Origin of the sequence: Streptomyces sp. RGM 3693 (genome assembly GCF_050471125.1) — a bacterium.
Taxonomy (GTDB): domain Bacteria; phylum Actinomycetota; class Actinomycetes; order Streptomycetales; family Streptomycetaceae; genus Streptomyces.
In genome coordinates, this window is record NZ_JBMPPQ010000001.1 from 783,795 (window position 1) to 810,719 (window position 26,925).

Genomic DNA, 26,925 nt, shown 5'->3' on the forward strand with positions numbered 1-26,925 from the left:
GCCCCCGCGCGGGTCGTGCGCCCCGGGGTGGCTCGTAGAATCAGCGCACCATGGTTTACCTCGACCACGCCGCCACCACCCCGATGCTCCCGGAAGCGGTGCAGGCGATGACCGCCCAGCTGACCGTCACCGGCAACGCGTCCTCCCTGCACGCCGCCGGCCGGCGGGCCCGGCGCACCGTCGAGGAGGCGCGGGAATCGCTCGCCGCCTCCCTGGGTGCACGTCCCAGTGAAGTCGTCTTCACGGCGGGCGGCACCGAGGCCGACAACCTCGCGGTGAAGGGCCTGTACTGGTCCCGCCGGGCGGCCGATCCGGCGCGCACCCGGATCCTGGCCAGCCCCGTCGAACACCACGCCGTCCTCGACGCCGTCGAATGGCTCGCCGAGCACGAGGGCGCCACCGTCGACTGGCTGCCGGTCGACCACTACGGCCGGGTGCACGCCGACGCGCTGCGCGAGGCCCTCGCCCGTAACCCCGCCGATGTCGCGCTGGCCACCGTGATGTGGGCCAACAATGAGATCGGCACCATCCAGCCGGTCCGTGAACTGGCCGAGGTGGCAAGGGAGTTCGAGGTCCCGCTGCACGCCGACGCGGTGCAGGCGGTCGGCCAGCTGGACGTCGACTTCGCCGCCTCCGGGCTGGCCGCGATGACCGTCTCCGGCCACAAGATCGGCGGCCCGTACGGGATCGGCGCGCTGCTGCTGGGCCGCGCGTACGCCCCCGTGCCCGTGCTGCACGGCGGCGGCCAGGAGCGCCACGTCCGCTCCGGCACCCTCGACACCCCCGCCATCGCCGCGTTCGCCGCGGCCGGCCGGCACGCCGTCGCGCACCGGGAGGAGTTCGCCCGCGAGATCGGCGCGCTGCGCGACGACCTGATCAAGGCGGTGCGGGCCGCCGCCCCCGACGCCCTCCTGGGCGGCGACCCGGACCCGGCCGGCCGCCTCCCGGCCAACGCCCACTTCACCTTCCCCGGCTGCGAGGGCGACTCCCTGCTGCTCCTGCTGGACGCCCAGGACATCGCCTGCTCCACCGGCTCCGCCTGCACCGCCGGCGTCGCCCAGCCCAGCCACGTCCTGCTGGCCACCGGAATGTCCCAGGACCTCGCCCGCGGCACCCTGCGCTTCTCGTTGGGCCACACCTCCACCGCCCAGGACGTGGCGGCGCTGGCGGACGTCATCGGCCCGGTGGTGGAGCGGGCCCGGGGCGCGGGACTGAGCTAGGGCCCCTCCGGTGGGTCATGGCCGGGTCACGCCCGGCCCGCCGGCCGGCGCAGCTCCGCGCGGACCAGCGTCAGGTAGCGGTCCCAGTCCCAGTGCGGTCCGGGGTCGGTGTGGTCCGTGCCCGGGACCTCCACGTGGCCGACGACGTGGTCCCGGTCGGCCGGGAAGTCGTACCGCCGGCAGATCCCGGCCGTCAGCCGGGCCGATGCGGCGTACATGTCCTGGGTGAAGGACTCCGGCCGGTCCACGAACCCCGCGTGCTCGATGCCCACGCTGCGCTCGTTGTAGTCGCGGTTCCCGGCGTGGAACGCCACGTCCAGCTCGCGGACGGTCTGTGCGACGTGCCCGTCACCGCGGACGACGTAGTGCGCCGACGCCTCGTGGAACGGGTCCCGGAAGACCTTCAGCGCGGTGGCGAAGCTGCCCTGGACGACGTGGATCACCACCCGGTCGACCGGGTAGTCGTCGGGGCGGCTGGCCTGCCGGTAGTTCGCCGGGGACGCGGCCGACCTCCCCCAAGTTCTCGGCTTCGCTCGAACAGGGAGGGACCCCCATCGCACCGGCGAAGTCGACCTCGCCCTCCTTGCGGGGCCGGCTGTTCCCCGGCAGCCGCCACCACCAGTACGCCAGCTCCTCACGGGCCACGACCGCCGTCGCCCCCGCGGCCACCACGGCCCCGCCCCCGAGCAGCAGCGCCCGGCGCCGGGTGAGCCGCTGCCCGGTGCGCCGCCCGGTCGCCGGCCGGTGCGCGCAGTGCCGTTCCCCGTCCGCGGGGAGTCGTTCCTCGTCCCGCGCCTCATCCGTCGCCGCCATGCCCTCCACAACGCTTTCCGGGCGCGTTCCGGTTCCGTCTACTCTTGAGGGGCTATGACTGATGCCGCCGCCCCCCGCCGCCTCCGCGTCCTCGCCGCCATGTCCGGTGGTGTGGACTCCGCCGTCGCCGCGGCCCGCGCCGCCGAGGCCGGCCACGACGTCACCGGGGTCCACCTCGCGCTGTCCGAGAACCCCAAGTCGTTCCGCACGGGTGCCCGCGGCTGTTGCACCATCGAGGACTCCCACGACGCCCGCCGCGCCGCCGACGTGATCGGCATCCCGTTCTACGTCTGGGACCTCGCCGAGCGCTTCCGTGAGGACGTCGTCGAGGACTTCATCGCGGAGTACGAGGCCGGGCGCACCCCGAACCCCTGCCTCCGCTGCAACGAGAAGATCAAGTTCGCCGCCCTCCTGGACAAGGCGCTCGCCCTGGGCTTCGACGCGGTGTGCACCGGCCACTACGCCAAGGTCGTGCGCCGCGAGGACGGCGCCCGCGAGCTGCACCGCGCCACCGACATGGCCAAGGACCAGTCCTACGTCCTCGGTGTGCTCGACGACCGCCAGCTGGCGCACGCCATGTTCCCGCTCGGCGACACCCCCACCACCAAGCCCGAGATCCGTGAAGAGGCCGCCCGCCGCGGCCTGTTCGTGGCCAAGAAGCCCGACAGCCACGACATCTGCTTCATCGCCGACGGCGACACCCAGGGCTTCCTCGCCAAGCGGCTGGGCACCGCCGAGGGCGCCATCGTCGACGAGTCCGGGGAGGTCCTGGGCAGCCACGACGGCGCCTACGGCTTCACCATCGGGCAGCGTAAGGGCCTGCGGCTGGGCCGCCCGGCCGCGGACGGCAAGCCCCGCTACGTCCTCGACATCTCCCCGGTGAACAACACCGTCACGGTCGGCCCGGTCGCCTCCCTCGACGTGACGGCGCTCACCGCGATCCGCCCCCGCTGGTGCGGCCGCCCGCCGGCGGCCGGCCTGGCCACCTACACCGCCCAGCTCCGCGCGCACGGCGGTGAGACCGAGGTGACCGCCGAGCTGGTCGACGGCACGGAGCTGCGGGTCGCCTTCACCGAGCCGGTCCGCGGTGTCGCCCCCGGCCAGGCGATCGTCCTCTACGACGGCACCCGGGTGGTCGGTTCGGCGACGATCGCCACCACCACGCGCCGCCCGGCCGACGAGCCGGCGCCGCAGCGGGCCGGCTGACCGCACCGTCCCCGCGGGCCGCTCCGCCTCGCTCCTGACCCGCCCGCACCATGGGCCCCGACTTGGCCATGACAAATGTCATGGTCAAGTCGGGACAGGAGGGACTGCCGGCCGGGTACCGCCGTACCCGAAGATTGGGATGTCCGTTACGGCGCACCAGTGGCCGTACACAGCCCAACTCGGGGGAGTCCGTGGTGAGTCAGCAGCAGTCCGCCGGCAGTCAGCTTGTGCAGGCCCTCACCCCGCTGGTCGTCGACGCCGGCATTCCGATGGCCATGTACTACGTCCTCAGCAGCGGCTTCGGGCTGACCGACGTGGCGGCACTGGCGTGGAGCAGCGTCGTCCCGGCGCTGCGCACCATCTGGGGCCTGGTCCGGGAGCGGACCGTCAACGGCCTCGCCCTGCTGATCCTCGTCGTCAACGTGGTGGGGCTGGCGACGAGCACCCTGACCGGCGACCCCCGGCTGATGATGGCCAAGGACAGCGGCGTCAGCAGCGTCGTCGGGATCGCGATGCTGCTCTCGGTGGGCGCCGGACGGCCCTTGATGACCGCCGGGCTCAAGCCCTGGGTGACGAAGGGCAGCCCGCAGGCGGAGGCCGCATGGGACCGGCTGCGGGCGCACAACGCGCGGTTCGGGCAGCTGGAGCGGCGCTTCTCGCTGATCTGGGGGAGCGCGCTGCTGACCGAGTGCGTGGTCAAGATCGCCGGCGCCTACCTCCTGCCGGTGCACACCATGGTCTGGCTGGGCACGGTGCTGACGGTGGTGGCGATCATGGTGGCCATGGTGGCCGGCGGCGGCACCTGCGCGGAGCCGATGGAGCAGATGATCAAGGCCGAGGTCCGGGCGGCGACCGAGGCCGAGGCCGGCGCGGTGGCCGGCGAGGAGCCGGCCCCGGTCGCGGTGGCCGGGCGCTGACGTACCCGTCGGGCGGGGGAGTTGCGGAAATCGCGTACAGGATTGGCGCGCCGGGCACCCCCGCTCTCGATCGGCCGGGCCTTGGCGCATAAGGTCTGCGATGCGACGGGACATCCAAGGCCCCGCGTCGACGGTTCAACGGCGATCCGGACGGCACGCGGCTTTCGTCGGCCACGAAGGGAACGGAAGTCATGTCGACTGTTCAATCTGAGGCCAAGCGCGGTGGTCTGACCGCTGAGCTGGCTTCCCTGCACGCCGAGCTGGTCCGTCGGAACCCCGGTGAGGCGGAGTTCCACCAGGCGGCTCTGGAGGTCCTGGAGACGCTGGCCCCGGTGCTCACCGCCCGGCCGGAGTTCGTGGACGCCAAGATCCTGGAGCGGATCGTCGAGCCGGAGCGCCAGATCATGTTCCGCGTGCCCTGGCAGGACGACTCCGGGGAGATCCGCGTCAACCGCGGCTTCCGGGTGGAGTTCAACAGCGCGCTCGGCCCGTACAAGGGCGGCCTGCGGTTCCACTCGTCCGTGAACCTCGGCATCGTGAAGTTCCTCGGCTTCGAGCAGATCTTCAAGAACGCCCTGACCGGGCTGAACATCGGCGGCGGCAAGGGCGGCAGCAACTTCGACCCGCACGGCAAGTCGGACGCCGAAGTGATGCGCTTCTGTCAGTCCTTCATGACCGAGCTGCACCGCCACCTCGGCGAGCACACCGACGTACCGGCCGGTGACATCGGTGTCGGCGGCCGGGAGATCGGCTACCTCTTCGGCCAGTACCGGCGGATCACCAACCGCTGGGAGGCCGGCGTCCTCACCGGCAAGGGCCTGGAATGGGGCGGGTCCAAGGCCCGCACGGAGGCCACCGGTTACGGCAACGTGCTCTTCACCGAGGAGATGCTCAAGCAGCGCGGTGAGGAGCTGGACGGCCAGCAGGTGGCGGTCTCCGGCTCCGGCAACGTCGCCCTCTACACCATCGAGAAGGCCCAGGCGCTCGGCGCCAACGTCCTGACCGTCTCGGACTCCGGCGGCTACGTCGTCGACGAGAAGGGCATCGACCTCGCGCTGCTCAAGCAGATCAAGGAGGTCGAGCGCGGCCGGGTCAGCGACTACGCGCAGCGGCGCGGCGGCTCGGCGAAGTACGTCGCCGGCGGGAACGTGTGGGACGTCGCCTGCGACGTGGCGCTGCCGTCGGCCACCCAGAACGAGCTCGACGCGGACGCCGCCCGGATCCTGGTCCGCAACGGCGTCAAGGCGGTCTCCGAGGGCGCCAACATGCCCACCACCCCGGAGGCGGTGGCGCTCCTGAAGGAGGCCGGTGTGGCCTTCGGCCCGGGCAAGGCGGCCAACGCCGGCGGGGTGGCGACCAGCGCGCTGGAGATGCGGCAGAACTCCGCCCGCGAGGCGTGGACGTTCGAGCGCGCGGAGGGTGAACTCGCCGCCATCATGCGGGGGATCCACGACACCTGCTTCCAGACCGCCGAGCGCTTCGGGCTGCCCGGCGACTACGTGGCGGGCGCCAACATCGCCGGCTTCGAGCGGGTCGCCGACGCGATGGTGGACCAGGGCCTGATCTGACGCCCGGCGCGCGCCGCCCGCCCCGTAGGGTGAACGGCATGAATATCTGCGTCTTCTGCTCCGCCGCCGACCTCGATGACCGTTATGTCCAGCCTGCCCGCAAGTTCGCGGAATCGATCGGCAAGGGCGGTCACGCCCTGGTGTGGGGCGGTTCGGACACGGGCCTGATGAAGGTCATGGCCGACGGTGTCCAGGAGGCCGGCGGCAAACTCCTCGGGGTCTCCGTGGAGTTCCTGGCACACAAGGCGCGCGCCAACGCGGACGAGATGGTCGTCACCAAGGACCTCGCCGAGCGCAAGGCGCAACTGCTGGCCCGCGCCGACGCCATCGTCGTGATGGTGGGCGGTACCGGCACGCTGGACGAGGCGACCGAGATCCTGGAACTGCGCAAGCACGGGATGCACGGCAAGCCGGTGGTGCTGCTGAACACCGCCGGTTTCTACGACGGGCTCAAGGCCCAGTTCGAGCGGATGGAGGCGGAGGGCTTCCTGCCGATTCCCCTGTCCGAGCTGGTGTTCTTCGCCGAGGACGGTGCGGCTGCGCTGGCCTACCTGGAGGAACAGGTGCGCGCCCGGGGCTGACCCTCCGTCCGGGGGTACGCCGTAGGATCGTCCCCATGGGTACGCATTTGATCACGGGCGCCGGATCGGGCATCGGCGCGGCGGTCGCCCGGCGGCTCGCCGAGCGCGGCGAGGAACTCTGGCTGCTGGCACGGGACCTCCGCCGGGCCAAGGAGTTGACCGAGCAGTTCCCCGGGGCGCACGTCCTCGTCGGTGACCTCGCCACCCCGGAGAAGCTCGACTGGGCGCTCGGCCACCAGAAGCTGCCGACCCGGCTCGACTCGCTCCAGCACATCGCGGGCGTCATCGAGCTGGGCGCGGTCGGCGACCTGCCCGCCAAGGCGTGGCAGCGTCAGCTCGCCGTCAACCTCGTCGCGCCGGCCGAGCTCACCCGCCTGATGCTGCCGCTGATCCGGATCGCCCAGGGCGACGTGGTCTTCGTCAACTCCGGTGCCGGGCTCGACGCGCACGCCAACTGGAGCGGGTACGCCGCGAGCAAGCACGGCCTGAAGGCGCTGGCCGACTCGCTGCGCGCGGAGGAGCACGGCAACGGCGTCCGGGTCACCTCGGTCTACCCGGGGCGCACCGCCACGCCCATGCAGGAGAGCACCCACCGCCAGGAGGGCAAGGAGTACGACCCGGCCCAGTGGATCGACCCGGAGTCGGTGGCCACAGCCCTCCTCACCGCGATCGACCTGCCGCGGGACGCGGAGATCAAGGACCTGGTGGTCCGGCCGGGCCGGTGACCACCTTTGGCCCCGGGGCTCCCGGGGCCGCGCCGGCGGCCCGGCCGCCCCTCGCCCCCGTGCACCGCGCGGGGGCGACGTACGCTTTCGGGGTGACCACGTCAAGGGCGACCACCGAAGCGAAGACCGCCGCTGCTGAGGGGTGCGGGTTCCGGGAGATCCGGGGGCTCGTCGCCGAGCTGAGCCGGCGCCTGGACGCCCACCAGCGCAGCCGGATCGCGGAGCTGGACCTGACGCCGACCCAGGCGAAGGCGCTGGAGGAGCTGGGCGAGCCCAAGACCGCGCGGGAGTTGGCCGCGGTGCTGTGCTGTGAGCCGCCGAACGTCACCTACGTCATCTCCAAGCTGGAGAAGCAGGGCATGGTGGTCCGCCGCCCGCACCCCGCGGACGGGCGGGCCAAGCAACTGGTGCTGACCGAGGCCGGTCGGGAGCTGCGGCTGGACCTGTTGCGGCGGATGGGCACCGAGTCGCCGCTGGACCACCTCTCCCGCGCGCAGCGCGGCGCGCTCCGCGACGAACTGCTCAGGGCGCTGGGCCGGGCCGCCGGCTAGCCCCGACCCACCCACCTTCCGCACGGGCCCCCGGGGCGTACCCCGGGGGCCTTTGGTATCGCTTCGGCAAAGTTATAGCTGTAACTATTACCGCCAATGGATGGATACAGCTATAACTAAATCCATGATCGCTGAGACCGCGGCGCCGCACCCTACGGCGAGCACCCCGACCCGCCCTGCGCCCGCCCGCGGCGGCGCTCAACTCCTCGTCCTGGCCCTCGGGTTCGTGATGGCGAGCCTGGACACCGGCATCATGAACGTCGCCGCGCACGACCTGCGGGACCGGCTCGGGCTGACCATGTCCGGCCTCACCTGGGTCGTCGACGGCTACGTCCTCTCCTTCGCCGCGCTGCTGCTGCTCGCCGGCTCGCTCGCCAAGCGGTACGGCGCCCGGCGGATCTACCTCATCGGGCTGGCCGTCTTCACCGCCGCCTCCCTGCTGGGCGCCGCCGCACCGGACGGCGGCGCCCTGGTGGCGGCCCGCCTCGCCCAGGGGGCGGGCGCCGCGCTCTTCATGCCCAGTTCGCTGTCGCTGTTGATGAACGCCTTCCCGGAGCCGGCCCGCCGCGCGAAGGTGCTCGGCATCTGGTCCGCGATCGTCTCCACCTCCGTCGCCCTGGCGCCGACCCTCGGCGGCCTGCTCGTCGGCACCCTCGGCTGGCGCAGCATCTTCCTGGTCAACCTGCCCATCGGGATCGTCGGGCTACTGCTCACCCGCCGGGTGATCGCGGCCGTCCCGGGCAGCGGCGCACCGCTCGGCGGCAGCGGCCACGTCCTGGGCCTGCTCGCCCTCGGCGCGCTCAGCTACGCACTCATCGAGGGGCCCGCCGCCGGCTGGGCCGCGCCCGGCGTGCTGGCGGCGTGCGCGGTGACGGTGCTCGCCGTCGCCGGTTTCGTGATCCGGGAACGGACCGCCCGCACCCCGGTCCTGCCCGTCACGCTCTTCGCCGACAGCCGCTTCAGCGCCGCCAACGCGGTCGGCTTCCTCTTCAACTTCGCCTTCTACGGCGCCCTGTTCGTCCTCGGCCTCTTCCTCCAGACCGGGCGCGGCGCCAGCGCGGTGACGGCGGGCCTCCAAATGCTCCCGGCCGTCCTGGTCCTCCCGCTCGGCAACGTGCTCTACACCCGGATCGCCCCGCGCACCGGCAACCGGGTCGCGCTCACCGCCGCCCTGGCGCTCTCCGCCACCGGCTACCTCCTGCTCTTCCTCCTCCTGACGCCGTCGCTGCCCTACGGGGTGATCGCAGTGGTGCTGGCCGTCGCCAACCTCGCCAGCGGGATCAGCTCCCCGGCGATGACCGGTGTCCTGATGGAGGCCGCCGGCCGCGAGCACGCCGACATCGGCAGCGCGACCCTCAACGCCAATCGGCAGGTCGGCTCGCTGGTCGGCATCGCCGGCATGGGCGCGGTGCTGACCGGCGCCGGCGGCGCCTACCAGGGAACCGGGTACGCCTTCGCGCTGACCGCGCTGGCCCTGGCAGTCGCGACGGCAGTGGGCTGGCTCGGCATCCGAGGGCGGAACTGACCGACCGCCGGACCGACCGCTGGACCCGCCGCCGGACCGACCGCCAGACCGACCGGCGGATCAACGGACGCACCAACGCCGCACCAACGGACGCGGGCGGTCGTGCCGGGCGCACGGCGGCGGGCCGGGGCCGGGGGAGCCCATCCGGCCCGCCGCCGCATACCCTTCCGGGGTGAGCGAGAACACCAGGCACAAGTGGGCGGCCGGCGCGGCGACCGGCATCGGATCGATGCCGGGCGGTGACGCGCGCGAGGCGGCGAAGACCGTCACCGGGTCGCTGGAGGACTTCCCCCATCTGCCCGAGCTCCCAGCCCGGGGGCCCGGCGCCGACATGATCGGGCGGACCCTAGGGCTGCTCGTCGAGCTCTACGCCCATGTGGAGCCCAGCGGTTGGCGGATCAGCGACCGGCCCGGCCGCGACACCCGCCGGTCCCGCTCCTGGCTCGGCGAGGACCTGGACGCCCTGGAGGAGTTCACCCAGGGGTACGCAGGGCCGCTGAAGGTCTCCGCGGTCGGCCCGTGGACGCTGGCCGCCGCCCTGGAACTGCGCAACGGCGAGGTGGCGCTCGGCGACCCCGGGGCCCGCCGGGACCTCACCGCCTCCCTCGTCGAGGGGCTGCGCGGACACCTCGCGGAGGTCCGGCGCCGGGTGCCGGGCGCCGAGGTGGTGCTCCAGCTCGACGAGCCGTCGCTGACCGCGGTGCTCCAAGGGCGGGTGAAGACCGCGAGCGGCTACCGCACCCACCGGGCCGTGGACCGCGCGGACGTCGAGGGTGCGCTGCGCGACCTCGTCGGGGCGGCGGACGGCGCACCGGTCGTGGTCCACTCCTGCGCCCCCGAGGTGCCGTTCGGGCTGCTGCGGCGGGCCGGCGCCACGGGCATCTCGTTCGATGCCGCACTGCTCACCGAGCGTGAGGACGAGGTGATCGGCGAGGCGGTCGAGGGCGGTACCGCGCTGTTCGCGGGCGTGGTGCCGGGCGTGGACGGCCGATTGTCAGACCCTGCCGGTAGCGTCATGGGTGTCCGGACGCTGTGGCGCAGGCTGGGGCTGGCACCGGGGCTTCTCGCGGAGTCCGTGGTGGTCACCCCGTCGTGCGGTCTGGCGGGCGCCTCGCCCGCCTATGCCCGCGCGGTGCTCGCCCACTGTGTCCGGGCGGCGAAGTCGCTCGCAGACAACCCTGAGTGACCGCTCTGACAGGACACGGGAGGACAAGACGGTGGCTGGCGAACAGCACGCAGCGGCATCCAAGGTGCCCGCCGCGGCACGGGAGAAGCACGCGCAGCTCGCTGAGCAGATCGAGGAGCACCGCTTCCGGTACTACGTGAAGGACGCCCCGGTCGTCAGTGACGCGGAGTTCGACAAGCTGCTGCGCTCCCTTGAGGCCCTGGAGGAGACGCACCCCGAGCTGCGCACCCCGGATTCCCCGACCCAGAAGGTCGCCGGCTCCTACGCCACGGAGTTCACCGAGGTCGCGCACCGCGAGCGGATGCTCTCCCTGGACAACGCCTTCGACGACGAGGAACTGTCGGCCTGGGCCGAGCGGATCGCCACCGAGCTGGGCGGCGACCCCAAGAGCGCCGGGTACCACTTCCTGTGCGAGTTGAAGGTCGACGGCCTCGCGGTCAACCTCACCTACGAACACGGCCGGCTCACCCGCGCCGCCACCCGCGGCGACGGCCGCACCGGCGAGGACATCACACCCAACGTCCGCACCATCGCTGAGATCCCGCACCGCCTCACCGGCGACCGGGTCCCCGAGCTGGTCGAGATCCGCGGGGAGGTCTACTTCCCGATGGAGAAGTTCCTGGAGCTCAACGAGCGCCTGGTGGCCGACGGCAAGCCCCCGTTCGCCAACCCCCGCAACGCCGCGGCCGGTTCGCTGCGCCAGAAGGACCCCAAGGTCACCGCCACCCGCCCGCTGCACATGGTGGTGCACGGCCTTGGCGCCCGCGACGGCCTGGAGATCGACCGCCTCTCCGAGGCGTACGACCTGCTCAAGGAGTGGGGTCTGCCCACCGCGTCGCACAACCGCGCCGTCAACTCCCTCGCCGCGGTACGGGAGTTCATCGCCCACTACGGCGACCCCGAGACCCGCAGCACGGCCGTCGAGCACGAGATCGACGGCGTCGTGGTCAAGCTCGACGAGATCCGGCTCCAGGGCCGGCTGGGCGCCACCTCGCGGGCGCCGCGCTGGGCGATCGCCTGGAAGTACCCGCCGGAGGAGGTCAACACCAAGCTGGTGGACATCCGCGTCGGCGTCGGCCGCACCGGACGGGTCACGCCGTACGCGGTCGTCGAGCCGATCACCGTCGCCGGCTCCGAGGTGGAGTTCGCCACCCTGCACAACCAGGACGTGGTCAAGGCCAAGGGCGTCCTGATCGGCGACACCATCGTGATCCGCAAGGCGGGCGACGTCATCCCGGAGATCCTGGGCCCGGTCGTCGACCTGCGGGACGGCACCGAGCGGGAGTTCGTGATGCCGGCCGAGTGCCCCGAGTGCGGTTCGGCGCTCCAGCCCGCCAAGGAAGGCGACATCGACCTGCGGTGTCCCAACGCCCGGTCCTGCCCCGCCCAGATCCGCGAGCGGCTGTTCTACCTCGCCGGCCGCAAGTGCCTGGACATCGAGAACTTCGGCTATGTCGCCGCCACCGCGCTCAGTCAGCCGCTGGAGCCCACCGAGCCGCCGCTGAAGGACGAGGGCGGCCTCTTCGACCTCTCCGTCGAGCAGTTGCTGCCCATCAAGTCCCATGTCCTCGACCCGGACACCGGCCTGCCCAAGCGCGACCCGAAGACCGGCCAGGAGAAGGTCGTCACCTTCTTCGCCAACCAGAAGGGCGAGCCGAAGAAGAACACCCTCGCCATGTTGGAGAACATCCAGGCCGCCAAGGAGCGCCCGCTGGCCCGGATCCTCACCGGCCTGTCGATCCGCCACGTGGGCCCGGTCGCGGCGCAGGCGTTGGCGCGCGAGTTCCGCTCCATCGACCGGATCCGGGAGGCCAGCGAGGAGGAACTGGCCGCCGTGGACGGCGTCGGCGGCACCATCGCGGCCTCGCTCAAGCAGTGGTTCGCGGTGGACTGGCACGAGGAAATCATCGAGCGGTGGCGGGCCGCGGGCGTCCGGATGGAGGAGGAGCAGACGGGTGAGGCGGGCCCGCGTCCCTTGGAAGGCGTCACCGTCGTAGTAACGGGCACACTTCAGTCACACACCAGAGATGGCGCGAAAGAAGCGCTACAGGCTCTCGGAGCGAAGGTGACCGGATCCGTTTCCAAGAAGACCGGATTCGTAGTGGTGGGCGACAACCCCGGTTCGAAGTACGACAAAGCCATGCAGCTGAAGGTCCCCGTGTTGGACGATGATGGCTTCGCTGTGCTGCTGGAGCAGGGTCCCGAGGCAGCACGAGCGGTAGCTGTCACTCCGCCTGAGGAGGAGTGAGGTGTCACCCCATCGGCGCATACCAGATTGATCCGGGAGGCCGGGTCGCATTCGGGCAACCGCTGCGGATCGCTGCCCGCAACAGCCTTCCGCGGCCTACTGTTGACGTGTGCGCCTGCCGTGGCGCGGGCACAGCCGGCTGTGAGAGGGATCGGAATGAAACCGACCGACAGCGCCGCTCCGGCGTCGCGGCTCCGCCGGCTTGTGGTGCCTGCGTTGCCCGCGGCCATCGTCCTGGCGGCGGGCGTGGCGCTCGCCGCCGGAGTGCTGCACACCCTCGGCGGCGGTGCGCCGCTGTTCCCCACAGGAGCCGTCGGCTGGTCGCTGGCGGTCCTGACCGGTGTCATCGTCGGCCACCTGGTCGCTCTCGGCCGGGACCGGTGGTGGGGCGGCACCGGCTCCGGGGCCGCCCTCGCCCTCGCCGTACTCCTCCTCTACGGCTGGGTGCCGGCCATTTTGGTCAGCCTCTCCGTGGTGGTCCTGGTCGGCGCCGCCAGACGACAGCGCTGGCGACAGGCCGTGGTCCACGGGGCCGTTGACGTCCTCGGCATCGGTGCCGCGGCGCTCGGCCTGGCCGTCTGCGGGGTGCACCCCGCGGTCCGCCGGCCCTGGGCGCCCGACGCCTGGGACCTCTCGGTCCTGCCCGAAGTCATCGTGATGGCGGGGAGTTACCTCCTCGTCAGCCGGGGGCTGCTCTGGTTCAGCCGGCTGCCGCCCGACGGCGGGCTGCCCACCATCGCCCGTACGGCGGTGGTGCGGCAGGCCCTGGTCGGTATCGCCCTGCTCGGCATCTCCCCGCTGATCGCGGTCTGCGCGGTGGGTGCCCCGCTGCTGCTCCCGCTGTTCGCGGTCCCGCTGATCGCCTTGGACTCCACCCTCTGGATAGCCCGGGCCCGCGCCGAGGAGCAGTTGCGCGACCCGCTCACCGGCCTGCCCAACCGCCAGTGGCTGCTGGAGCGTACCTGGACGGCCCTGGACGAGGCCGAACGGGCCGGCATCCGGGCCGCCCTCGTCCTGATCGACCTCGACCGCTTCCGTTCCGTCAACGACACCCTCGGACACCTCGCCGGCGACCGCCTGCTGCTCCAGATCGCCGACCGGCTGCGGCACGCACTCCCGCGCGGCGCCGAGGCCGCCCGGCTCGGCGGCGACGAGTTCGCCGTCCTGCTGCCGGCCACCGACTCCCTCACCAGCTCCCAGCGGGTGGCCCGCAACCTCGTCGCGGCCCTCAGCTCCCCGCTGGACCTCGACGGACTGACCCTCGTGCTCGAAGCCAGCGCGGGGGTCGCGGTCTTCCCCGAACACGCGCTGGACGCCGAAGGGTTGCTGCGCCGCGCCGACGTGGCGATGTACCAAGCCAAGCGGGACCGCAGCGGCGTCGAGCTCTACGAGGCCAAGCGGGACGGCAACACCCCCGACCGGCTCGGCCTGCTGGGCGATCTGCGGCGCGCCCTGGACGCCGGCGACGTGGAGTTGCACTACCAGCCCAAGGTCGGCTTCGACGGACACGTCGCCGGTCTGGAGGCGCTGGTCCGCTGGGTCCATCCGGACCGCGGCCGGGTCCCGCCCGACGAGTTCATCGCCATCGCCGAGTCCTCCGGCCTGATGCCCCGGCTGACCGAGTACGTCCTGGAGACCGCGCTCGCCCAGGTGGCGCGCTGGCGCGCGATGGGCCTGGAGGTGCCGGTCGCGGTGAACGTCTCACCGCGCGATGTGCACTCCCCGGGCTTCGCCGGCGCGGTCGCCGCCCGGCTCGCCCGACATCGCGTCCCACCGGGCGCCCTCCAGTTGGAGATAACCGAACACGTCCTGTTGGAGGACCCGCAGCGGGCCGCCGACACCCTGGCCGGGCTCACCGCCCACGGCGTGAAGATGTCCCTGGACGACTTCGGCACCGGCTACAGCTCCCTGGTCCACCTGCGGCGCCTCCCGGTCAGCGAGCTGAAGATCGACCGCTCCTTCGTGGCCCGACTGGCCGTCGACAACGAGGACGCCGAGATCGTCCGCTGCACCCTCGACCTCGCCCACTCGCTGGGCCTGCTGGTCGTCGCCGAGGGCGTCGAGGACGACGAGACCTGGGAGCGGCTGCGCGACCTGGGCTGTGACGCGGTCCAGGGCTGGCTGGTGGCCGCCGCGATGCCACCGGACGAGACCACGGCCTGGCTACGGGCCCGCGGTGAGCACGGGTGGCACCGTGCGTCGGAGACGACCGCCCTGGCGGCGGAGAAGGCAGCCGAGCGCCCTTCGGGACAGGTCTTGAACTGACCCGGCCACCGGCCGTCCCAAATCCCCGCTCCGACACCACCGCGCAGCTCCCCGCACCGGACCAACCGGCCCCCAGCCAAGGGACACCGGACCGGCCGCCCCCCGACCAACCCGAGACGAACGAACCGGCACCGGACGTATCGGTACCGGACGCACCGCAAGCGAACGCACCGGCACCGGACGCACCGCAAGCGAACGCGCCGGCACCGGACGCAGCGCAAGCGAACGCGCCGGCGCCGGACGTGCCGCCACCGGACACACCGCCCGACCCCAGGGCGCCGGACGGCCCCAGGACAAACGATCCGCCTCCGGGCGCCCCGGTGGCGGACGGCGGCTGACCCCGGTCCGCGGCCGCCGCCCGGGCCCGTGGGGCGGCCCGCCGGACCGCCCCGCGCCCCGCCGGACCGCCCCGCGCCCCGCCGGGCGGTCCGGCGCAGCACCCCGCCGAAGCGCTCCGGCGAAAGCGTTTCGCGGCAGCGTTCCCGTACGCCATAGGATTGGGCCGGAATACTCCGCCGGAGAATTCGCCCAGAAATCTCCTTCCGGAACACTCCGCCCAGAACACTCCGCCGAAAACACCAGAGGATCTCTGCATGCCTGGCATCACGCGCGAGGAGGTCGCCCACCTCGCCCGGCTGGCACGTCTGGAGCTGAAGGACGAAGAGCTCGACCACTTCGCCGGACAGCTCGACGACATCATTGGCGCGGTCGCCCGCGTCTCCGAGGTCGCCGACCAAGACGTCCCGCCGACGTCCCACCCGCTGCCCCTGACCAACGTGATGCGGCCGGATGAGGTCCGTCCGTCGCTCACCCCCGAGCAGGCGCTCTCCGGCGCCCCGGCCCAGGAGCAGCAGCGTTTCAAGGTGCCGCAGATCCTGGGGGAGGAGTGACCGACATGGCTGACCTGATCAAGCTCACCGCCGCCGAGATCGCGGCGAAGATCGCCGCCGGCGAGCTCACCGCCGTCGAGGTGACCGAGGCGCACCTGGCCCGCATCGAGGCCGTCGACGAGAAGGTGCACGCCTTCTTGCACGTGGACCGCGAAGGCGCGCTGGCCCAGGCCCGCGCCATCGACGAGAAGCGGGCGCGCGGCGAGAAGCTGGGCCCGCTGGCCGGCGTCCCGCTCGCGCTGAAGGACATCTTCACCACTCAGGACATGCCGACCACCGTCGGCTCGAAGATCCTCGAAGGGTGGATGCCGCCCTACGACGCCACGCTGACCAAGAAGCTCAAGGCCGCCGACGTCGTCATCCTCGGCAAGACCAACATGGACGAGTTCGCCATGGGGTCGTCGACGGAGAACAGCGCCTACGGGCCGACCGGCAACCCCTGGGACCTCACCAAGATCCCCGGCGGCTCCGGCGGCGGCTCCTCCGCCGCCCTGGCCTCCTTCCAGGCCCCGCTCGCCATCGGCACGGACACCGGCGGTTCGATCCGCCAGCCCGCCGCCGTCACCGGCACCGTCGGCGTCAAGCCCACCTACGGCGGGGTCTCCCGCTACGGCATGGTGGCCTTCTCCAGCTCCCTGGACCAGGGCGGCCCGTGCGCCCGCACGGTGCTGGACACGGCGCTGCTGCACGAGGCCATCGCCGGCCACGACCCGATGGACTCCACCTCCATCGACGCCCCGGTCCCGGCGGTCGTCGAGGCGGCCCGCAACGGCAACGTGGACGGGATGCGGGTCGGCATCGTCAAGCAGTTCCGCGGCGAGGGCTACCAGCCCGGCGTCGTGCAGCGCTTCGACGAGTCGGTCGCGCTGCTCAAGGAGCTGGGCGCCGAGATCGTCGAGCTGGACTGCCCGTCCTTCGACCTGGCGCTGGCCGCGTACTACCTGATCGCGCCCTCCGAGTGCTCCTCCAACCTCGCCCGCTTCGACGCCATGCGCTACGGCCTGCGGGTCGGCGACGACGGCACGAAGTCGGCCGAGGACGTCACCGCACTGACCCGCGAGGCCGGCTTCGGCCCCGAGGTCAAGCGCCGCATCATGCTCGGCACGTACGCGCTCAGCTCCGGCTACTACGACGCGTACTACGGCAGCGCCCAGAAGGTCCGCACGCTGATCACCCGCGACTTCGAGCGGGCCTTCGAGCAGGTCGACGTGATCATCTCGCCGACCACGCCGACCACCGCGTTCCCGATCGGCGAGCGCAACGACGACCCGATGGCGATGTACCTCGCCGACGTGTGCACCATCCCCGCCAACCTGGCGGGCAACGCCGCCATGTCGCTGCCCTGCGGACTGGCCCCCGAGGACGGGCTGCCGGTGGGGTTGCAGATCATCGCCCCGGCCATGGCCGACGACCGGCTCTACAAGGTCGGCGCCGCGGTCGAGTCCGCGCTCACCGAGAAGTGGGGCCACCCGCTCCTGGAGGAGGCGCCGGCCCTGTGAGCGGAGTTGTCATCGAGGACCTGCTGGAGGAGACGCTGTGAGTGGAAAGCTGGCCAAGGCCAAGAGCTTCAAGAAGTCCAAGCCCGGCACCTACCTGTCCATCGGCACCACGCTGTTCGGCGCGGTGAGCGTCGTCAAGCAGGCGAAGAAGGCCAAGGGGGAGCACGACACGCTCCAACTGATCGACGCCGTTGTCTCCGCCGCCGCCATCGTCACCGGTGTCGCCCTGCTCGTCCGCGAACTGCGCCGTCTCAATGACGACGACGTCCTCGCGGGCTGACCGGCGCCGGACCTGAGAGGTTAGTTTCACCGTGACTGTCACCGACCTGGTGCCGTACGAGGACGCGCTGGCCACCTACGACCCCGTGATGGGTCTGGAGGTGCACGTCGAGCTCGGTACCAAGACCAAGATGTTCTGCGGGTGTGCGACCACCCTGGGCGCCGAGCCCAACTCGCAGACCTGCCCCACCTGCCTGGGCATGCCCGGATCCCTCCCGGTCGTCAACGCGACCGGCGTGGAGTCCGCGATCAAGATCGGCCTGGCCCTGAACTGCACCATCGCCGAATGGTGCCGCTTCGCCCGGAAGAACTACTTCTATCCGGACATGCCGAAGAACTTCCAGACCTCCCAGTACGACGAGCCGATCGCCTTCGACGGCTACCTCGACGTACAGCTGGAGGACGGTGAGATCTTCCGCGTGCACATCGAGCGCGCCCACATGGAGGAGGACACCGGCAAGTCCACCCACATCGGTGGGGCGACCGGCCGGATCCACGGCGCCCGGCACTCGCTGCTGGACTACAACCGCGCCGGCATCCCGCTCATCGAGATCGTCACCAAGCCGATCGAGGGCGCCGGCGAGCGGGCCCCCGAGGTCGCCAAGGCGTACGTCGCCGAGCTCCGCGAGCTGATCAAGGCGCTGGGCGTCTCCGAGGCCCGTATGGAGATGGGCCAGATGCGCTGCGACGTGAACCTCTCGCTGCGGCCGCACGGCACCGAGAAGTTCGGTACCCGCTCGGAGACCAAGAACGTCAACTCGCTGCGCTCCGTGGAGCGGGCCGCCCGGTTCGAGATCCAGCGGCACGCCGCGGTGCTCTCCTCCGGTGGCACGATCCTCCAGGAGACCCGGCACTTCCACGAGGAGGACGGCTCCACCACGTCGGGCCGGATCAAGGAGGAGGCGGAGGACTACCGCTACTTCCCCGAGCCGGACCTGGTGCCGGTGGCCCCGTCCCGCGACTGGGTCGAGGAGCTGCGGGCCACCCTGCCCGAGCTGCCGCGGGTCCGCCGCAACCGGCTCCGCGAGGAGTGGGGCATCGCCGAGCTCGACATGCAGTCGATCCTCAACGCCGGTGCGGTCGACCTGATCGTCGCCACCACCGAGGCCGGTGCGGACGCCGCCGCGGCCCGCAAGTGGTGGATGGGCGAGCTGGCCCGCCGCGCGAATGAGGACGGGGTGGAGCTGGCCGCGCTGCCGATCACCCCGGAGCAGGTCGCCCGGGTCGCCGCGCTGGTCGTCGAGGGCTCGCTCAACGACAAGCTGGCCCGGCAGGTCATCGAGGGCGTGCTGGCCGGCGAGGGCGACCCGGACACGGTCGTCGAGAAGCGCGGGCTGAAGGTCGTCTCCGACGAGGGCGCGCTCGGCACCGCCGTGGACGAGGCGATCGCCGCCAACGCCGCGATCGCCGACAAGATCCGCGGCGGCAAGGTCGCCGCCGCCGGTGCCCTGGTCGGCGCGGTCATGAAGGCCACCCGTGGCCAGGCGGACGCCGCCCGGGTGCGGGAACTGATCCTGGAGAAGCTGGGCGTCGAGGGCTGATCACCCCGGGTTCGTCCGTCGAGCCCGTCCCGGTCGCGAGCGGCCGTCCTTCCTCGGAGGGGCGGCCGCTTCGCCGTATCCGGCTGTCCGGCCATCCGGCTGTCCCGCTGCCCGGCTGTCCGGCAGGGGAGGTACCGCGGCCGGTTCCCCGGCCGTCCTCCGGAGGATTCACGATCTTTCTTCCACCGGGGCGGAATGCCGGGTCCGTCCGCGGCGCTGTCACAGGAGAAGGATCAACGGATACGGGCCCCCGGGGCACCACCCGCCGGACAGTGGAGGAACGAGCAATGGCGCAGCAGGACACACCGGTTCAGGACGCGCGTGCGATCGCCGCGCGGCTCGGCCGGGTCGGGGTCTGGCACGGCGGGCTCGGCCGGGTGTCGGCCGCGACCGGGCGGCAGTTCGCGGCCGAGGTGGAGCAACTGGGCTACGGGGCGCTGTGGTTCGGTGAGGCGCAGGCCACCAAGGAGGCGTTCGCCCACGCCGGGCTGCTGCTGGCCGCCACCGAGCGGTTGACCGTCGCCACCGGCATCGCCAACATCTGGGGCCGGGACGCCACCGCGATGAACGCCGGCGCACACACCCTCGCTGAGGCTTACGACGGCCGGTTCCTGCTGGGCCTGGGCGCCAGCCACGCCCCGCAGGTCAACGTCCGCGGCCACGCCTACGCCAAGCCGCTCGCCGCGATGCGCGCCTATCTGACGGCGATGGACGAGGCCACGTACGAGGGCCCGGTGGAGACGCCGCCGGCCCGGGTGCTCGCGGCGCTCGGCCCCAAGATGGTGGAGCTGGCGGGGGAGCGGGCCGCGGGCGTGCACTCGTACTTCGTCACGCCCGAGCACACCGCCGACGCCCGCGAGATCCTGGGCCGCACCCCCTTGCTCGCCCCCGAGCAGGCCGTCCTGTTGGAGAGCGACCCGGCGACCGCCCGCGCCCTGATCCGCGAGCAGCACCTGGGCTTCTACCTCGCGCTGCCCAACTACGTGAACAGCCTGCGGCGGCTGGGCTTCGACGACGACGACTTCACCGGTGGCGGCAGCGACCGCCTGGTCGACGGGATCGTTGCCTGGGGTGATGTGGACGCGATCCGGCGGCGGGTGCAGGAGCACCACGACGCGGGCGCCGACCACGTCGCCCTCCAGCCGATCGCCGCCGACCGCGGCCTGGGCATCGACCAACTCCGGGAACTGGCACCGGCGTTGCTCGCGGACTGAGCCGCCGGCTGCGTCGCCGGCCGGCCCGTCGCGGGGCCCTCGGTCAGTGTCCGAGGCGGGCCAGAGCGGCGTCGGGGTAGCGCTCCCCGGCCACCGCGCCGTCGGGCACGGCGGCGCGGAGTCGGTCCGCCTGCTCCGGGCTGAGCGAGAGATCGGCCGCGGCCGCGTTCTCCTCCAGATAGGCCCGGCGCTTGGTGCCGGGGATCGGCACGAGGTCCTCGCCCTGGGCGAGCAGCCAGGCGAGGACGGCCTGCGCCGGTGTGCAGCCGAGGGACTCGGCGGTGGCGCGCAGGGCCCGTACGAGCGCGAGATTGCGCTCGATGTTCTCGTCGGAGAAGCGCGGCCACCGGCGCCGGGCGTCGTCGGCGGTGAGGTCACCGCGGGAGGAGAGGGCGCCCGTCAGCATGCCGCGCCCGAGCGGCGCGTACGCGACGACGCCGATGCCCAACTCCCGGCAGGTCGCCAGCATTTCGCCCTCCAGCACCTCGCGGGTGAAGAGGGAGTGCTCCAGCTGTACGGCGCTGATGGGGTGGACGGCGTGCGCCCGGCGCAGCGTGCGCGGGTTCACCTCGCTGAGGCCGAGGTGGCGTACGGACCCCTCGGCGACCAGCTCCGCCATGGCGCCGACCGTCTCCTCGATGGGGACGGCCGGGTCGCGCCGGTGCATGTAGTAGAGGTCGATCCGGTCCGTACCGAGGCGGCGCAGGGAGGCGTGGCACGCGGTGCGCACCCAGGCGGCGGAGGTGTCGACCTCGTTCACCCGCCCGGTGCCCGCGTCGTGCCGCAACCCGAACTTGGTCGCGACGACCAGCCCGTCCCGCACGGTGGCCGGTCGGCTGCCCAACCACTGCCCGAGGAACTCCTCGTTGGCGCCCCGCCCGTACGCGTCCGCGGTGTCGAGCAGGGTCACCCCGAGCTCCACCGCCCGGTCCAGGGTGCGGACGGACTCGGCGTCGTCCGGTACCCCGTACGACGTCGACATCCCCATGCAGCCGAGGCCGAGCGCGGAGACGAGCGGCCCGTGCGGGCCGAGTTGCCGCCGTTTCACGGCCGGGTGACGTCCGCGACGAACGCGCCCCAGGCGGCGGCCGGGAGGGTGAGCACCGGCCCGTCGGGGTTCTTGGAGTCGCGGATGTGGATGGTGGTGTGGGACGCGGACACTTCGAGGCAGTTGCCGCCTTCGTCGCCGCTGTGGCTGGACTTGCGCCAGGCGTAGGCGGCTTCGAGGCAGTTGCCACCCGCACTGCCGCTGTAGCTGGACTTGAACCAGGCAAGGCCGTCGGAGGACGTCTGGGCTGCTGTGCTGGTCATGACTCTCCTAGCAAGTCGTCCAGCAGACCCTTGGACTCCTCAGGGGTGAGGGCCTGCGACCGCAGCATCCCATACACCTGTTGGTACACGCTGACCTCACTGGGGTCGTCGACCAGGAAGCTGATCCGTTGCGCTTCGATGTATGCCAGGTGATCGTGGTCGGGCGTCTCCAGAAGGACGAGGGGGCCGTCGAGTGAGGCATGTGCGCCTCGGGAGGTAGGCATGATCTGGAGCCCCAGGAAGGGGAGTTCGGCGCATTGCCGAAGATGGCGGAGCTGTCCGCGTAGGGTGTCGGGCCCCCCTACTGGCCGATGGAGCAGCACCTCCTCCAGGATGAAGTTGAGCATCGGCCGAGGCTTCTTGCGTTCCAGGAGCCTTTGGCGTCGAGTCGCGCGGAGACCCATTCGTCCGCCTGGTCCTCATCGAGCGGCGGGTAGAGGCAGTCGAACACGGCTCGTGCGTACGGCGCGGTCTGTAGAAGGCCCGGCACCACCTGATTCTCGTACGAGAGCAGCGTCAGTGCCTCCTCCTCGTGCTCCACGAGAGACTGGACGAAGGCCGGGAGTTTCTCGCGCTCCGGCACTTTCTTGACCGCAACCGCCAACGCCCCCTTCGTGTCGAGGATTTCGTCGAACGCCTCGGCCAGGTCGATCTTCAGGGCTCTGCGGCCCTGTTCGATGGAGCCGATGGTGTCCTCGTGTACGCCCACGGCCTCGGCTAGTGCCGGTTGCGTTAACCGGGCCGCCCTGCGGAAGTGGCTCAACTGGGCGCCGATCACATGCCATGACGTGATCCGCTTCGGTTTGTTCGCCTGGTGCATGCCGCTTGCCTTCCCCCCGTCGTGACCGTCTGATGCGGCGAGAAGTCGTACATCGCATCTGTACGACATCACGCTGTGGCCCAGCGTAGTCACACCCAGTGACATTGGTGGCATGCAAGAGGAGATTCAGGCCGTGCGGATCCGGACGGCGTTCTACCGGCGCGAGCGCCGTTCCGTGTCGCTGGCCAGGGAGTTCGCGCGAAGTACGCTCGCTGACTGGGATCGGAAGCGCGGGGCGGACGAGGTCGTGCTCTGTGTGAGCGAATTGGCCACGAACGCGGTGCTGCACGGCGTACCGCCGGGGCGTGGATACCGGCTGTGGCTGGCGCTGGGGGCGGAGGACGGGCTGTTGCGCGTCGAGGTGCACGACAGCGGGGGCGGCGAGCCGCGGGTGCCGGAGCAGGGCGGCGCGGCGTACGAGGAGTACGGGCGCGGGCTGTTGCTGGTGTCGGCGCTGGCGGACGCGTGGGGCGTAGAGGAGCGGGTGCCGGGGAAGATCGTGTGGTGCGAGTGGCGGCCGGCCGGGGGTCGGGAAGATCTCAGGATGAGAGACGGGCGTGGACGGTCGATCTGACTGCCACTTACCATCCGGGACGTTCGTCGATCACGTCAATGACGCCGTGCCACACAGTCTTCGTGGAGGTGTCATGCGTTCGCGTACCGGTCCGGATCGGGCCGACGAGGTCTTCAACTTACTCCTGGCGGAGGGTGACTGCCCGCAGGATCACGCGGCGGAGCGGCTCGGTATGACGGGCCGGCAGTTCCAGGAGAGCCTGCGGTACCTGATGTCCATGGGCCTCGTACGGCCGTCCCGCGGTGCGGAGTTGCCGGTTCCGGTGTCGCCGGAGACGGCGTTCGCGCTGCTGCTGGACACCGCCGAGCAGACGACGGCGGACCGCCTCGACGGACTGCGGTCGCTGCGGGCCGCGTTCAGCGCGCTGGCCGACAGCCTGCCGGCCTTCCAGCCGTCGGGTACGGGTACCGCGCAGTCCTCCCACATAGCGGCGCGGGTGGGGCAGCAGCGGATCGCGGAGAGCATGGACGCCCTCGCGGCCATGGCGCGTCGGGAGGTTCTCGTGCTGCGGCCGAACGACCTGGCCGTGCCCGGGCGGGGGGAGGAGGTCGACCGGCGCAGTGTGCAGGTCCTCGCCCGGGGGGTGTCGTTGCGCGCCATCCACCTGCGCTCGACGCCTGACAGTACGGCGGGGCAGGCGCAGCTGTTCCGGCTGCGGCGGGCGGGGGCCCAGGTGCGGCTCGCGATGACGCTGCCGTTCCGGCTCACCCTGGTCGATGACGTGCAGGCACTGGTCACCCTGAACGCGGACGGTGAGGAGGCGACGGCGCTGGAGATCCACGGTGTGGCGGTGTGCCGGCTGCTGCGCCAGGTCTTCGAGCACTGCTGGGTGTACGCGAAGCGGGTGGCCGACGCCGCGCCGGGGGAGGTCCGGCAGGTGTCCCGTGACGGGGCGTTGACCGACCGGGAGAGGATGGTCCTGCGGATGTTCGCCGCCGGGCTGAAGGACAGCGCCATCGCCCGTAACCTCGGGGTTTCCGACCGTACGCTGCGGCGGACGATCACTCCGCTGCTGTCCAAGCTGGGGGCGGACAGCAGGTTCCAGGCGGGCATGATGGCCGTCGAACGGGGGCTGTTGTCGCGGGCGGAGATCGGGGTCGCGGTGGCGTAGGGACTACTAGGCCCTAGGCCGCGCCGGTCGGCTGGGATGCTGCCGGAGGGGCGGCGGTCTCGTCGGTCTCGTTGGTCCCGTCGGTCCCGTCGGTCCCGTCGGTCCCGTCGGTCCCGTCGGTCCTGTAGGTCTCCCCGGTCTCGTCGGTCTCCTCCGGCTTCGTCGGCTTCGGTGGCGGCGTGGCCTGCCGGCCCCAGGTCGTACCGATGAGGACGAGGACCGCCCCGACCGCGCCGAGCGGGCCGGGACGGTCGCCGCCGGCCGCGACGCCGATGACGGCGGCCCAGAGCGGTTCCGTGCCCAGCAGCAGGCTCACGCGGGACGGCGAGGTCCGGCGCACCGCCCACATCTGGACGAAGAAGGCGAAGAGCGTGCACATCAGGGCCAGGTACAGGAGGGCGGCCCACTGGTGGGGGGAGTAGGCGGCCGCCACGGAGAGCGGGGAGGCGCCCGCGAAGGGCGACGCGAGTGCGAAGACCGCGATGGCGCCGGCGAACTGGACGACGGTCAGCGCTCCGGAGTCGGTCGAACGGACCGCCTTCAGGCGGCTCATGGCCATGACGTGCACGGTGCGGGCGAGGGCGGCGAGCAGCATCAGGAAGTCGCCGGACGACGGGGTGGTGAACCCCGACCCCTGGGTCAGCAGGGCCACCCCGGTCACCGACAGCGCCGCCGCGCCGACGAAGGCGCCGGTGGGGCGGGTGCGGGTCGTGGCGGCCTCGGCGAGCGGGGTGAAGATCATGGTCAGGCTGATGATGAGGCCCGCGTTGGTCGCCGAGGTGTGTACCACTCCGTAGGTCTCCAGCATCAGTACGCCCGACAGGAGCATGCCGAGGAGTGCGCCCGCGCCGACCTCCCGTCGGTTGAGCCGGGTGATTCCGCGGCCCGCGACCAGCGCCATGACCGGCGTGGCCACCACGAACCGCAGGAGGAGAAGGGCGATGACGGTGGTGCCGGTGGCCAGTTCCTTGGCGGCCAGGTAGCTGGAGCCCCAGACGACGGCCACCAGGACGACGGGGACATCGATCAGCCAGAGGGGCCGGTTGCCGGGGGGTGCAGTGCGAGCGGTCACAGTGGTCATGATCGTGGGTCCTTGTTCGACGGCGGTTCGCGGGGTGGGAGAGAGGCGGGTTCGACGGCGGGGTGACGGGGCCTGGGCCCGGCGCGCCGCGACGACGACGGGGTGCCGGGCCCGGCCCGGCGGGCGGTCAGCAGACGGTCACCGGGGCCTGGGCGGGCGCTCTTCGGGCGGTCAGCGGGCGGTCAGCGCTCCGTGAAGGCGACCACCAGGACGTCCCGGTGTGCGGGGGCCGTCGCGTCCACCGGGCTCAGCGGGGTGACGGAGTGCAGGGTGCGGCGGTCGTCACCGAGGAGGAGGTCGCCGGGGTCGGCGAGGGTGGTGGTGAGCAGTTCCCGGCCGTCGTTGTCGTAGACGGCGCTCTCGCCGCCCGCGACATTGCACCGGTCGATCATCAGCGAGGTGATGAAGGTGACCCCGTCGCGGTGCCGGCCCTCGGGGGCGGGCTGCCCGGCCTGGTCCTCGCCCGCGGTGATCCGGTAGGGGCGCAGCTTGATGTTCCAGGCCGAGGTGCCCTCGGCCGCGGTGAACAGCGCGGCCATGGTGAGCAGCAGCGACCGCAGCAGCGGGTCGGAGGTGAACCCCTCCGTCAGCGGGTCGAAGTGCCGCTCGACGCCGCCGTTGAGCGGGTTGATGGTGCTTTCCTGGACGTAGGGCGCGTGCGGCAGCGGGGTGAGCGTGCCCGTCGTGGCGTCCACGTCGAACTGCCCGTAGCGGCGGAAGCGGTACGTACCGCCGTCGGCCATGTGCGTGTCCAGAGTGAGGTCGTGCCAATGGGTGCCGAATCGGGCCCAGTCGGTCGCCTCGACGCCCAGCAGCGCGGACAGTTCCCGGGCCGGCATGAGGTAGCCGCCGGGGCCGGTCAGCGCGCGGACGGCAGGGGAGGTGGCGAGGGAGGCGGACGTGAGGGTGTGCACGACTTCGGAGCCCGCGGAGACGAGCGTCGCGCGCCTCTCCGGCCCCCCTGCGGATGATCTTTCTCGGGCGGATGCCCACGGGGAACAGCCCACGCGCGCCGGAACCGGCCACGTCCGCCTCTGGTCAGCGGGTCAGCCGTTTCCAAAGTTGTCACTCCGATACCTATCGCCTGCCATACGGGTCCACTGCTGTCCCGCTCGGATCCTCTCAATGGGCCGCCCGAAGACCATTGGAAGGCCGTTGACTGTCGACTGGGGGGCGGACGTGGTGCCGGCGGTATCTCGTAGGCGGGTACGGGGAGTTGGCGCGGCGGTGGCCGGGTCGCGACCACTGACAACGCCCGCGGCGGCCAGTAACGCCCATCTGGACCTGCCCCGGGCGGGCGGCGACCACCGGCGGGTGCTGGCGGTGCTGAGGTTCCCGGAAGGAAACGGCTGACCCCGGGCGCTCGCCGAAGGCCCGGCCGACGCCGGGGCGGCGAAAAGCCTGGTGTGCGGGGCCGGCGGAACCGGGTAATGTCTTTGTCATGTTCTTCCAGACGCCGATTTACGAGTGAGAGCGTGATGGGCCCCTGCTGACGTCCTTCGACGTCGCCGCGCCCGTCCCCCACCGATGAATCCGTAGATCACTTCACATCATTCCGGGAGAACCCGTGAGCAAGAACATCAACAACCCCGTGGGCATGGGCGGCGGCCAGCGCAAGAGGCTGTCCCGCGCCGAACGGCAGAACAACGGTCCGCACCGCAACCTCGACCGCCAGGGTGCCGCCGACCAGAAGGCGGAGCTGGTGCGCAAGATGCGCGAGAAGGCAGCCGCAGCTGAGGGCGCCGGGCAGACGGGCGACGACACCGCACAGAGCTGACGCACCGCCGCCGCAGGGCGGCA

23 protein-coding genes and 2 pseudogenes are annotated in these 26,925 nt (G+C 71.9%); 19 read left to right on the forward strand and 6 right to left on the reverse strand.

Annotated features, from left to right (window positions below):
- The first annotated feature begins 50 nt into the window (after window positions 1–50).
- On the forward strand, window positions 51–1,220 hold the full coding sequence (locus ACO0M4_RS03310) for a cysteine desulfurase family protein (RefSeq protein WP_430368084.1): 1,170 nt from the start codon (window positions 51–53) through the stop codon (window positions 1,218–1,220).
- 26 nt (window positions 1,221–1,246) lie between these two features.
- Here ACO0M4_RS03310 and ACO0M4_RS03315 read toward each other — a convergent pair.
- Window positions 1,247–2,033, reverse strand: a pseudogene (locus ACO0M4_RS03315) (N-acetylmuramoyl-L-alanine amidase).
- 54 nt (window positions 2,034–2,087) lie between these two features.
- Here ACO0M4_RS03315 and mnmA point away from each other — a divergent pair.
- The 15 genes from mnmA (at window position 2,088) to ACO0M4_RS03390 (ending at window position 20,228) form a co-directional block, all read left to right on the forward strand.
- Entirely contained in the window at window positions 2,088–3,239 is a 1,152-nt protein-coding gene (gene mnmA, locus ACO0M4_RS03320) for a tRNA 2-thiouridine(34) synthase MnmA (RefSeq protein ID WP_430368086.1), read from the forward strand.
- Window positions 3,240–3,433: 194 nt separating this feature from the next.
- On the forward strand, window positions 3,434–4,156 hold the full coding sequence (locus ACO0M4_RS03325) for a VC0807 family protein (protein ID WP_430368087.1): 723 nt from the start codon (window positions 3,434–3,436) through the stop codon (window positions 4,154–4,156).
- A 191-nt stretch (window positions 4,157–4,347) separates the two neighbouring features.
- A complete protein-coding gene (gene gdhA, locus ACO0M4_RS03330) occupies window positions 4,348–5,724 on the forward strand; it encodes an NADP-specific glutamate dehydrogenase (RefSeq protein WP_430368089.1) in 1,377 nt (458 codons plus the stop codon).
- Between the two features lie 38 nt (window positions 5,725–5,762).
- Window positions 5,763–6,305 (forward strand): TIGR00730 family Rossman fold protein, encoded by a 543-nt coding sequence (locus ACO0M4_RS03335; RefSeq protein WP_430368090.1) that lies wholly within the window; start codon window positions 5,763–5,765, stop codon window positions 6,303–6,305.
- 35 nt (window positions 6,306–6,340) lie between these two features.
- Window positions 6,341–7,030, forward strand: a complete 690-nt coding sequence (locus tag ACO0M4_RS03340; RefSeq protein WP_430368091.1) for an SDR family oxidoreductase — start codon at window positions 6,341–6,343, stop codon at window positions 7,028–7,030.
- 92 nt (window positions 7,031–7,122) lie between these two features.
- A complete protein-coding gene (locus tag ACO0M4_RS03345; protein WP_430368092.1) occupies window positions 7,123–7,581 on the forward strand; it encodes a MarR family winged helix-turn-helix transcriptional regulator in 459 nt (152 codons plus the stop codon).
- A 124-nt stretch (window positions 7,582–7,705) separates the two neighbouring features.
- Window positions 7,706–9,106 carry an MFS transporter gene (locus ACO0M4_RS03350; protein WP_430368094.1) on the forward strand — a complete coding sequence of 467 codons (1,401 nt, stop codon included), beginning with the start codon at window positions 7,706–7,708 and terminating at the stop codon, window positions 9,104–9,106.
- A gap of 172 nt (window positions 9,107–9,278) precedes the next feature.
- Window positions 9,279–10,292: a methionine synthase gene (locus tag ACO0M4_RS03355; protein WP_430368095.1), complete on the forward strand. Its 1,014-nt coding sequence runs from the start codon at window positions 9,279–9,281 to the stop codon at window positions 10,290–10,292.
- Between the two features lie 31 nt (window positions 10,293–10,323).
- Complete coding sequence (ligA, locus tag ACO0M4_RS03360; RefSeq protein ID WP_430368097.1) at window positions 10,324–12,540, forward strand: NAD-dependent DNA ligase LigA; 2,217 nt, start codon at window positions 10,324–10,326, stop codon at window positions 12,538–12,540.
- Window positions 12,541–12,696: 156 nt separating this feature from the next.
- A complete protein-coding gene (locus tag ACO0M4_RS03365) occupies window positions 12,697–14,805 on the forward strand; it encodes a putative bifunctional diguanylate cyclase/phosphodiesterase (protein ID WP_430368098.1) in 2,109 nt (702 codons plus the stop codon).
- A gap of 593 nt (window positions 14,806–15,398) precedes the next feature.
- Entirely contained in the window at window positions 15,399–15,695 is a 297-nt protein-coding gene (gene gatC, locus ACO0M4_RS03370; protein WP_043266233.1) for an Asp-tRNA(Asn)/Glu-tRNA(Gln) amidotransferase subunit GatC, read from the forward strand.
- Between the two features lie 5 nt (window positions 15,696–15,700).
- Entirely contained in the window at window positions 15,701–17,194 is a 1,494-nt protein-coding gene (gene gatA, locus ACO0M4_RS03375; RefSeq protein WP_430368100.1) for an Asp-tRNA(Asn)/Glu-tRNA(Gln) amidotransferase subunit GatA, read from the forward strand.
- A gap of 37 nt (window positions 17,195–17,231) precedes the next feature.
- Window positions 17,232–17,474 carry a hypothetical protein gene (locus ACO0M4_RS03380; RefSeq protein WP_100599668.1) on the forward strand — a complete coding sequence of 81 codons (243 nt, stop codon included), beginning with the start codon at window positions 17,232–17,234 and terminating at the stop codon, window positions 17,472–17,474.
- Window positions 17,475–17,505: 31 nt separating this feature from the next.
- The gene (gene gatB, locus ACO0M4_RS03385; RefSeq protein ID WP_430368103.1) at window positions 17,506–19,014 is read left to right on the forward strand and encodes an Asp-tRNA(Asn)/Glu-tRNA(Gln) amidotransferase subunit GatB; all 1,509 of its coding nucleotides are present in this window, start codon (window positions 17,506–17,508) and stop codon (window positions 19,012–19,014) included.
- Between the two features lie 287 nt (window positions 19,015–19,301).
- The gene (locus ACO0M4_RS03390) at window positions 19,302–20,228 is read left to right on the forward strand and encodes an LLM class F420-dependent oxidoreductase (protein ID WP_430368105.1); all 927 of its coding nucleotides are present in this window, start codon (window positions 19,302–19,304) and stop codon (window positions 20,226–20,228) included.
- Between the two features lie 43 nt (window positions 20,229–20,271).
- Here ACO0M4_RS03390 and ACO0M4_RS03395 read toward each other — a convergent pair whose 3' ends face one another.
- The 3 genes and pseudogenes from ACO0M4_RS03395 to ACO0M4_RS03405 all read right to left on the reverse strand — a co-directional run bounded on the left by ACO0M4_RS03395 (window position 20,272) and on the right by ACO0M4_RS03405 (window position 22,359).
- A complete protein-coding gene (locus ACO0M4_RS03395; RefSeq protein WP_430368107.1) occupies window positions 20,272–21,276 on the reverse strand; it encodes an aldo/keto reductase in 1,005 nt (334 codons plus the stop codon).
- Window positions 21,273–21,539, reverse strand: a complete 267-nt coding sequence (locus ACO0M4_RS03400; RefSeq protein ID WP_430368109.1) for a DUF397 domain-containing protein — start codon at window positions 21,537–21,539, stop codon at window positions 21,273–21,275. The genes ACO0M4_RS03395 and ACO0M4_RS03400 overlap by 4 nt, the downstream gene beginning before the upstream one ends.
- Window positions 21,536–22,359, reverse strand: a pseudogene (locus ACO0M4_RS03405) (helix-turn-helix domain-containing protein). The gene ACO0M4_RS03400 and the pseudogene ACO0M4_RS03405 overlap by 4 nt, the downstream one beginning before the upstream one ends.
- 112 nt (window positions 22,360–22,471) lie before the next feature.
- Between ACO0M4_RS03405 and ACO0M4_RS03410 the strand changes: the two are divergent.
- Entirely contained in the window at window positions 22,472–22,933 is a 462-nt protein-coding gene (locus ACO0M4_RS03410; RefSeq protein ID WP_430368111.1) for an ATP-binding protein, read from the forward strand.
- 73 nt (window positions 22,934–23,006) lie between these two features.
- The gene (locus ACO0M4_RS03415; protein ID WP_430368113.1) at window positions 23,007–24,044 is read left to right on the forward strand and encodes a LuxR C-terminal-related transcriptional regulator; all 1,038 of its coding nucleotides are present in this window, start codon (window positions 23,007–23,009) and stop codon (window positions 24,042–24,044) included.
- A 13-nt stretch (window positions 24,045–24,057) separates the two neighbouring features.
- Here the strand turns inward: ACO0M4_RS03415 and ACO0M4_RS03420 are convergent, their stop codons facing one another.
- Together ACO0M4_RS03420 and ACO0M4_RS03425 are read right to left on the reverse strand one after the other, a co-directional pair.
- Window positions 24,058–25,125 carry a DMT family transporter gene (locus ACO0M4_RS03420; RefSeq protein ID WP_430368115.1) on the reverse strand — a complete coding sequence of 356 codons (1,068 nt, stop codon included), beginning with the start codon at window positions 25,123–25,125 and terminating at the stop codon, window positions 24,058–24,060.
- 182 nt (window positions 25,126–25,307) lie between these two features.
- A complete protein-coding gene (locus ACO0M4_RS03425; RefSeq protein WP_430368117.1) occupies window positions 25,308–26,039 on the reverse strand; it encodes a 2OG-Fe dioxygenase family protein in 732 nt (243 codons plus the stop codon).
- Between the two features lie 653 nt (window positions 26,040–26,692).
- Between ACO0M4_RS03425 and ACO0M4_RS03430 the strand changes: the two genes are divergently transcribed.
- Window positions 26,693–26,902 (forward strand): DUF6243 family protein, encoded by a 210-nt coding sequence (locus tag ACO0M4_RS03430; protein WP_235445110.1) that lies wholly within the window; start codon window positions 26,693–26,695, stop codon window positions 26,900–26,902.
- The last annotated feature ends 23 nt before the right edge of the window (window positions 26,903–26,925 follow it).

Bases quoted from the DNA above. Each gene is read 5' to 3' on its own strand.
- ACO0M4_RS03415 (WP_430368113.1), top strand. From the start codon at position 23,007: ATGCGTTCGCGTACCGGTCCGGATCGGGCCGACGAGGTCTTCAACTTA.
- ACO0M4_RS03365 (WP_430368098.1), top strand. From the start codon at position 12,697: ATGAAACCGACCGACAGCGCCGCTCCGGCGTCGCGGCTCCGCCGGCTT.
- mnmA (WP_430368086.1), top strand. From the start codon at position 2,088: ATGACTGATGCCGCCGCCCCCCGCCGCCTCCGCGTCCTCGCCGCCATG.
- ACO0M4_RS03335 (WP_430368090.1), top strand. From the start codon at position 5,763: ATGAATATCTGCGTCTTCTGCTCCGCCGCCGACCTCGATGACCGTTAT.
- gdhA (WP_430368089.1), top strand. From the start codon at position 4,348: ATGTCGACTGTTCAATCTGAGGCCAAGCGCGGTGGTCTGACCGCTGAG.
- ACO0M4_RS03310 (WP_430368084.1), top strand. From the start codon at position 51: ATGGTTTACCTCGACCACGCCGCCACCACCCCGATGCTCCCGGAAGCG.
- ACO0M4_RS03420 (WP_430368115.1), bottom strand. From the start codon at position 25,125: ATGACCACTGTGACCGCTCGCACTGCACCCCCCGGCAACCGGCCCCTC.
- ACO0M4_RS03400 (WP_430368109.1), bottom strand. From the start codon at position 21,539: ATGACCAGCACAGCAGCCCAGACGTCCTCCGACGGCCTTGCCTGGTTC.
- ACO0M4_RS03350 (WP_430368094.1), top strand. From the start codon at position 7,706: ATGATCGCTGAGACCGCGGCGCCGCACCCTACGGCGAGCACCCCGACC.
- gatC (WP_043266233.1), top strand. From the start codon at position 15,399: ATGCCTGGCATCACGCGCGAGGAGGTCGCCCACCTCGCCCGGCTGGCA.
- gatA (WP_430368100.1), top strand. From the start codon at position 15,701: ATGGCTGACCTGATCAAGCTCACCGCCGCCGAGATCGCGGCGAAGATC.
- ACO0M4_RS03340 (WP_430368091.1), top strand. From the start codon at position 6,341: ATGGGTACGCATTTGATCACGGGCGCCGGATCGGGCATCGGCGCGGCG.
- ACO0M4_RS03390 (WP_430368105.1), top strand. From the start codon at position 19,302: ATGGCGCAGCAGGACACACCGGTTCAGGACGCGCGTGCGATCGCCGCG.
- ACO0M4_RS03410 (WP_430368111.1), top strand. From the start codon at position 22,472: ATGCAAGAGGAGATTCAGGCCGTGCGGATCCGGACGGCGTTCTACCGG.